At 74.0% G+C, this 7,095-nt stretch carries 8 protein-coding genes; 4 read left to right on the top strand and 4 right to left on the bottom strand.

Annotation, left to right across the window (positions count from 1 at the left end):
• Together SZN_RS33965 and SZN_RS33970 are read right to left on the bottom strand one after the other, a co-directional pair.
• On the bottom strand, window positions 1-506 hold a 506-nt coding region (locus SZN_RS33965), incomplete at its 3' end, for an ATP-binding protein (protein ID WP_007504117.1).
• Between the two features lie 175 nt (window positions 507-681).
• A complete protein-coding gene (locus SZN_RS33970) occupies window positions 682-1,323 on the bottom strand; it encodes an HdeD family acid-resistance protein (protein ID WP_007504118.1) in 642 nt (213 codons plus the stop codon).
• 135 nt (window positions 1,324-1,458) lie between these two features.
• On the opposite strand from SZN_RS33970, the gene SZN_RS33975 reads away from it, so the two are divergent.
• On the top strand, window positions 1,459-2,214 hold the full coding sequence (locus tag SZN_RS33975) for an enoyl-CoA hydratase/isomerase family protein (protein WP_007504119.1): 756 nt from the start codon (window positions 1,459-1,461) through the stop codon (window positions 2,212-2,214).
• On the opposite strand, the gene SZN_RS33980 is transcribed toward SZN_RS33975, so the two are convergent.
• Window positions 2,186-2,836 (bottom strand): DJ-1/PfpI family protein, encoded by a 651-nt coding sequence (locus SZN_RS33980; protein WP_007504120.1) that lies wholly within the window; start codon window positions 2,834-2,836, stop codon window positions 2,186-2,188. The genes SZN_RS33975 and SZN_RS33980 overlap by 29 nt on opposite strands.
• Window positions 2,837-2,893: 57 nt before the next feature.
• On the bottom strand, window positions 2,894-3,853 hold the full coding sequence (locus SZN_RS33985) for a GlxA family transcriptional regulator (RefSeq protein ID WP_007504121.1): 960 nt from the start codon (window positions 3,851-3,853) through the stop codon (window positions 2,894-2,896).
• A 113-nt stretch (window positions 3,854-3,966) separates the two neighbouring features.
• Between SZN_RS33985 and SZN_RS33990 the strand changes: the two genes are divergently transcribed.
• From SZN_RS33990 to SZN_RS33995, 3 genes are all read left to right on the top strand, one after another.
• The gene (locus tag SZN_RS33990) at window positions 3,967-4,440 is read left to right on the top strand and encodes a helix-turn-helix domain-containing protein (RefSeq protein WP_007504122.1); all 474 of its coding nucleotides are present in this window, start codon (window positions 3,967-3,969) and stop codon (window positions 4,438-4,440) included.
• A 166-nt stretch (window positions 4,441-4,606) separates the two neighbouring features.
• Window positions 4,607-4,738 (top strand): LPFR motif small protein, encoded by a 132-nt coding sequence (locus SZN_RS41720; RefSeq protein WP_007504124.1) that lies wholly within the window; start codon window positions 4,607-4,609, stop codon window positions 4,736-4,738.
• A 102-nt stretch (window positions 4,739-4,840) separates the two neighbouring features.
• On the top strand, window positions 4,841-7,095 hold a 2,255-nt coding region (locus SZN_RS33995), incomplete at its 3' end, for a Tex family protein (RefSeq protein WP_007504126.1).

Raw genomic sequence — 7,095 nt, forward strand, 5'->3', positions numbered from 1 at the left:
GGCACCCGTACCGGCTTGAGCGGGACGGCGGCCCAGATCACCTTGCCGCCGCTCGCCGTGTGCTCGACGTCGCACACCCCGCCCGCCTCCCGTGTGATCTCGCGCACGAGGAGCAGTCCGCGGCCTCCCGTCTGTCCGTGGTCCGCCTCCAGGGCGGTCGGGCGGTAGGGGTGGTTGTCCTCCACGGACACCCGCAGCCAGTCGGCGCCGACGGCGACCTCCACGGCGAGCATCGGCGAGAGCAGGGCCGCGTGCCGTACGGCGTTCGTGACCAGCTCCGACACGATCACGAGCACGCCCTGGACGAGGTCGTCCGCGACGGGTACGCCCTGGCGGTACAGCAGGTCCCGCACGGCGTGCCGCGCCTGCGGGACGGAAGGCTCCACGGCGGGGGCGGTGAACCGCCAGACGCCCTCGTACGGCAGCGGATCCGACGGCAGCCGGTCGAGGGGCTCGTCGGCTGCGCCCGCTGGGCGTGGGCCGGACCCGCGCCCGTGGTTCTCCATCGTCCGGTCGCCACCCTTGCGCTCGATTGTCACCACACGTCGAGTGTTGGGAACGCACAGGTCCTGACCGTGGAACTGAACACAAGTCAGCAGATATCGAGCGGTTTTTGATCGTCGGCGTATGACACGGTCAGTTGTGAGACCGGTCCTGTCGCACTCCTGCCGACTTGGCGAACTATTCGGGTTGTACGGGTTTGGCGGCGCCGTCGGCGGCGCCGTCAGCGGCCCCCCGCCCCGCGTCGGCCTCGACGCGTTCGGAGACCATGCCGACGATCTTCCGGCCGCCGAAGCCGGTGGCGAGCAGCCCGAGGCCGTCGAAGAGCAGGGCGAGCGAGAAGAGCGTGCCCATGACGTAGCGGCTGCTGGGCCAGGTGCTCAGCACCAGGATGCCGAGGAACAGGTCGAAGGCGCCCTGGAGGAGGGTCCAGCCGAACTGCGGGCCGCGCACCACCAGGCTTCCCGCCAGCCGGAACAGCCCGCCGGTGAGGAACAGCAGGGCGGCGAACATCGCCAGCGCCTCGGGTGTCGCCTCGGGCCTGCGGATCACCACCACGCCCGCCGCGATGTTGAGGGCCGCGACCACCACGCCGAGCCAGAAGAAGCCGGTGCCGCGCGCCTGCACCGCGTGCAGCAGGCCGACGATCCCGCCGGCCAGCAGCAGCCAGCCGAACAGGATCATCGTGGTCAGCGTGGCGAAGGCGGTGTACAGAAGCCCGACCACGCCGCCGGCGACCAGCAGGACGCCGAGGGCGGCCAGCCAGCCGAAGCCGCGCCGCAGCTTCGCGGTCTCGCCCGTGGGCCCGGTGGACGCTTTCATCGGCGCCTCCTCCTTCGACTCTCGGCTCTCGGCTCTCGGCTCTCGCCGTCAGCTCTCCCTTGCACCCTGGGGCCTGGCGCCGCCGGGCGCCCCGTCCTGATCGGCCGTTCGGCTGGGGCGGATAGCATCCGCGCCATGGAGCCCCAGCTGCTGCACGGTGTCACCGACTCCGTCGCCACCGTCGTCGTGCACCATCCGGCCAAGCGCAACGCGATGACGGCCGCGATGTGGCGGGCACTGCCCCCGCTGCTCGACACGCTGGCCGCCGACCCCGGGGTGCGGGCGCTGGTGCTGACCGGTGAGGGCGCGACGTTCTGCGCGGGCGCCGACATCTCCACGCTGCGGGGCTCGCCGCGGGAGGCGCAGAAGCTGGCCGTGGCCGCCGAGGAGGCGCTCGCGGCCTTTCCCAAGCCGACCCTCGCGGCGGTCCGGGGGCACTGCGTGGGAGGCGGCGCGCAGCTGGCGGCGGCGTGCGACCTGCGGTTCGCGCGGGCGGACTCGCTGTTCGGGATCACCCCGGCGAAGCTCGGGATCGTCTACCCGGCCTCCGCCACCAGGCGGTTGGTGGCACTGGTGGGTCCGGCCTCCGCCAAGTACCTGCTGTTCTCGGGTGAGTTGATCGACGCCGAGCGGGCGCTGCGCACCGGGCTGGTGGACGAGGTGCTGCCCGAGGGCCGACTCGGCAAGCGCGTCGCGGAGTTCACCCGGACCCTGGTGGCGCGCTCGGCGCTGACGCAGGCCGCCGCCAAGGAGTTCGCGGACGGGCGCACCGACCGCGACGAGCACTGGGCGGCGCAGGCGCGCGGCGGTGGCGACACCGCCGAGGGGGTCGCCGCCTTCCTGGAGCGCCGGCCGCCGCGCTTCACCTGGAACGTTCCCCCGCCAGGATGAACCGGGCGTTCGCGCGGAGCTCCTCGACCAGGTGCGCGGGGGCCTTGTCCGGCGAGCCGGCGTCGTAGGGGGGCCGCGGGTCGTACTCGGTGAGGAGTTGCACGGTACGGGCGCGCTCGTCGCCGGCGATCCTCCCGACCAGGGTCAGGCCCATGTCGATGCCGGAGGAGACGCCGGCGGCGGTGACGTACTTGCCGTCCTGGACGACCCGCTCGCCGGCGGGCAGGGCCCCGAACCGCGCCAGGAGGTCCAGGGTGAGCCAGTGGGAGGTGGCCCGGCGGCCGTCCAGCAGGCCCGCGGCGGCCAGCAGCAGCGAGCCGGTGCACACGGACGTCGTCCAGGTGCTGGTGGCGTCGGCGGTCCTGAGCCAGTCCAGGAGCGCTACGTTGCCGGTCTCGGCGGCGGTCCCGGGGCCGCCGGGGACCACGACGACGTCGGGTCGCGGTACGTCCGCCAGGGCCTTGCCCGCCATGAGGGTCAGGAAGCCGGTGTCGGCGCGCACCGGGCCGGCCGCCTCGGCCACGAAGTCGACGCGGGCCCGCGGGACGCGGCTCAGCATCTCGTAGGGGCCGACGGCGTCGAGTGCGGTGAAGCGGTCGTGCAGGAGGATCGCGATCTGCAAGGCGCTGCCTTTCGGGTCGGTCGTGCGGGTCGGCCGTCGCGGGTCGGTCGTCGCGGGTCAGCGGGCCGGGGCGGGCCGGAAGCGGCGGCGGTACTCGGCCGGGGCGGCCCCGAGCGCCCTGACGAAGGCGCGCCGCATGGCCTCGGGCGTGCCGTAGCCGCTGGCGCGGGAGATCTCCTCGACGCCGTCCGGTGTGTCCTCCAGGAGGCGGCGGGCGTGTTCGAGGCGGACGCGCTCGACGTAGCGGCCCGGCGTCATGCCGGTCTCGGTCCTGAAGGCGCGGGCGAAGTGGCGCGGGGACAGGCTCGCGCGGGCGGCCAGCGCCTCCACGCCGAGGTCGTCGCCGGGGTGCTCGCTGATCCAGCGCTGGACCTCCCGCAGGGGTTCGCGCCGGGCGGTCTGGGCGGCGAGCTGGGCGCTGAACTGGGCCTGGTTGCCCGGCCGGCGCAGGAAGACCACCAGATGGCGCGCGATGCCGAGGGCCACCTCGCGGCCCAGGTCGTCCTCCACCAGGGCGAGGGCGAGGTCGATGCCGGAGGTCACGCCGGCCGAGGTGGCGACCCGGCCGTCCCGTACGTAGATCGGGTCCGGGTCGACCTCGACCGCGGGGTGGTCGCGGGCGAGCCTGCCGCAGTGGGCCCAGTGGGTCGTGACGCGGCGGCCGTCCAGCAGTCCGGCCGAGGCCAGCAGGAGGGCGCCGGTGCAGACGGAGACCAGGCGCTCGGCGCGCGGACCGTGCTCGCGCAGCCAGCCGGTCAGCGCCGGGCTCGGGTCGCGGGTGCCCCGCCCGCCGGGGACGACGAGGGTGTGCGCGTCGAACGGACTGCCGAGGTCCTGGTCCGGTACGACCGTCAGACCGCTGGAGGTCCGCACGGGCGCCCCGTCCAGGGACGCCATGCGGATGCGGTAGGTCCCGGGGAGGTGTGTCTCGGCCCCGGCGAAGACCTCCAGGGGGCCGCTGACGTCGAGGCTCTGCACGCCGTCGAAGAGAACGAAGAGAACGGTTCGCTGCGCCATGCCGTCGATTCTTCGGTGCCCCCCGGTTGGCCGCAATGACCAGATCCCCACCTTTCCTGCCATCGGCCGCTCCGCCCGCGGCGACGTGCCAAGCGGTTGGTGACCTGCGGGCCGTGCCGTCCACCGCCCTGGAGCCCCGCGCCGGCCGCCGCCACAGCCTGCCCGACTCCCCGCACGCGACGTCCTGCTTCGCCCCGGAGCCGGGTGAGGAGCCGTCCGCCCTGGGGGTCACCCACCCGCGGGCGGTCGACTTCGCGGTCCGGGCGGCGGCGCGGGGCCCGGTCGGGGCGGGGCGGGGCCGGACCCCGAAGTGGGTGTTCGCCTCCCGCGGCCGGACCCGGGAGGACTGGGACGGGGCCCGCGGGCGCCTGCACGCGCGCCGGCCGCTGGACGCCACGGGCGAGCCGACCGCCGAGGGCACCACCCTGCGCGCGGGGATCGAGGCCGACACCGACCGCCTGGACCGGGCGCCCTACGCGCACCTGGGGGCCGCCGGGGTGGTCCGGCTGACCGAACTCGCCGCCCCTTTCGCCCGGTCCGCGGCGACGGCGGGCACGTTCCCCGCGGACCCGCTCGGCGAGGGCTGAGCGTCTTCGGCGCGCTCAAGGTCGTCCACGGACCGCGCGGACCCGCTCGGCGAGGACTGAGCTCTGCGCGAACAGGGGTTTTCACTCCCGCGCGGCATGAGGGGCCGCCGTCGCGGTACACGGACCCCAGCCGGCCGTCCGGGCCGGGAGAGGAAGGGTGACACTCGTGTTCCGTGCCATCGCAGACGTCCTGCGCCAGATCGGCGGCGCCGCCGCCACCGTCGTGACCCTGCCGTTCCGGGCGCTGGCCCGGCTGTTCGGAGGAGCGTCGGGCAGCGCCCGCGGCCGCCGGGCCTGATCCGGCCGGCGCGACCCGGCCGCTTCGCCGCCCTGATCCCCGGTTGTCGGCGCCACCTGCCACAATTGCCGCGCAACCTCAGTCAGAAGGCGGGACGGGATCGTGACGACACCCCTCGTAGGGTCGATCGAAGGCAGGATCGCCGCGGAGCTCGGCGTACGGGAGCGGCAGGTGAAGGCTGCCGTGGAGCTGCTCGACGGCGGTTCGACGGTGCCCTTCATCGCCCGCTACCGCAAGGAAGCGACCGAGATGCTCGACGACGCGCAACTGCGCACGCTCGAGGAGCGGCTGCGCTATCTGCGCGAGCTGGAGGAGCGCCGGTCGGCGATCCTCGAATCGGTGCGCGAGCAGGGCAAGCTGACCGACGAGCTGGAGGCCCGGATCCGCGGTGCGGAGACCAAGGCCCGGCTGGAGGACGTCTACCTGCCCTTCAAGCCCAAGCGGCGCACCAAGGCCCAGATCGCCCGTGAGGTGGGACTGGAGCCGCTCGCCGACGGCCTGCTCGGCGACCCCGGGGTCGAGCCGCAGGCCGCGGCCGCCGCGTTCGTCGACGCCGACAAGGGCGTGGCCGATCCGCAGGCGGCCCTGGAGGGTGCGCGCGCGATCCTCACCGAGCGGTTCTCCGAGGACGCCGACCTGGTCGGCGAGTTGCGTGAGCGGATGTGGGGGCGCGGGCGGCTGGCCGCGAAGGTGCGGGACGGCAAGGAGGAGGCGGGCGCGAAGTTCGCCGACTACTTCGACTTCGCCGAGCCGTTCACCGAGCTGCCCTCGCACCGGGTCCTCGCGATGCTGCGCGGCGAGAAGGAGGAGGTCCTCGACCTCGTCCTGGAGCCGGAGGAGGCGACGGACGGCCCGTCCTCCTACGAGGGGATCGTCGCCCACAGGTTCGGGATCGCCGACCGCGGCCGTCCGGCCGACAAGTGGCTGACGGACACGGTCCGCTGGGCCTGGCGCACCCGGCTGCTGGTCCACCTCGGCATCGACCTGCGGCTGCGGCTGCGCACCGGCGCCGAGGACGAGGCCGTGGGCGTCTTCGCGGCCAACCTCCGCGACCTGCTGCTCGCGGCCCCGGCCGGCACGCGCGCGACGCTGGGCCTGGACCCCGGCTTCCGTACGGGTGTGAAGGTCGCGGTGGTCGACGCCACCGGCAAGGTCGTCGCCACGGACGTCATCCACCCGCACGTCCCGGCCAACCGGTGGGACGAAGCGATCGCCGGGCTGGCCCGCCTCGCCCGTGAGCACGCGGTCGACCTGGTCGCCATCGGCAACGGCACGGCCTCCCGCGAGACCGACAAGCTCGCCGGTGAACTCATCGCCAAGCACCCCGAGTTGAACCTCACCAAGGTGATGGTGTCGGAGGCGGGCGCCTCGGTGTACTCGGCGTCCGCGTTCGCCTCGCAGGAACTGCCGGACATGGACGTGTCGCTGCGCGGCGCGGTGTCGATCGCGCGCCGGCTCCAGGACCCGCTCGCCGAACTCGTGAAGATCGACCCGAAGTCGATCGGCGTCGGCCAGTACCAGCACGACCTGTCCGAGGTGAAGCTCTCGCGCTCGCTGGACGCCGTGGTGGAGGACTGTGTGAACGGCGTCGGGGTCGACGTCAACACCGCCTCCGCGCCGCTGCTCGCGCGGGTCTCGGGCATCACCTCCGGCCTCGCCGAGAACATCGTGGCGCACCGGGACGCCAACGGCCCGTTCTCCTCGCGCGCGCAGCTGAAGAACGTGGCGCGGCTCGGCCCGAAGGCGTACGAGCAGTGCGCGGGCTTCCTGCGCATCCGCGGCGGCGACGACCCGCTGGACGCCTCCAGCGTGCACCCCGAGACCTATCCGCTCGTGCGCCGCATGGTGAAGACGTCGGGCCGGGAAGTGGCCGCGCTGATCGGCAACTCCGGGGTGCTGCGCTCGCTGCGGGCGGACGACTTCGCGGACGACACGTTCGGTCTGCCGACCGTCATGGACATCCTGCGGGAGCTGGAGAAGCCGGGGCGCGATCCGCGGCCCGCCTTCCGGACGGCCACCTTCAAGGAGGGCGTCGAGAAGATCTCCGACCTGGCGTCCGGGATGGTCCTGGAGGGCGTCGTGACCAATGTGGCGGCCTTCGGCGCCTTCGTGGACGTCGGCGTCCACCAGGACGGTCTGGTGCATGTCTCGGCGATGTCGAAGACGTTCGTGAAGGACCCGCGCGACGTGGTCAAGCCCGGTGACATCGTCAAGGTGAAGGTCCTGGAGGTCGACATCCCGCGCAAGCGGATCTCCCTGACGCTGCGGCTCGACGACGAGGCGGCGGCGCAGGGCGGCCGCCAGGGCGGCGGCGGTGAGCGCGGCCGGCGCGGCGGCGGCCGTCCGCCGCAGCAGCG

The sequence above is a fragment of the Streptomyces zinciresistens K42 genome, from assembly GCF_000225525.1.
GTDB lineage: Bacteria > Actinomycetota > Actinomycetes > Streptomycetales > Streptomycetaceae > Streptomyces > Streptomyces zinciresistens.

What these genes read in the sequence shown, in the direction of transcription:
- SZN_RS33970 (WP_007504118.1), bottom strand. Translation starts at nt 1,323, where the DNA reads ATGAAAGCGTCCACCGGGCCCACGGGCGAGACCGCGAAGCTGCGGCGC.
- SZN_RS33975 (WP_007504119.1), top strand. Translation starts at nt 1,459, where the DNA reads ATGGAGCCCCAGCTGCTGCACGGTGTCACCGACTCCGTCGCCACCGTC.
- SZN_RS33985 (WP_007504121.1), bottom strand. Translation starts at nt 3,853, where the DNA reads ATGGCGCAGCGAACCGTTCTCTTCGTTCTCTTCGACGGCGTGCAGAGC.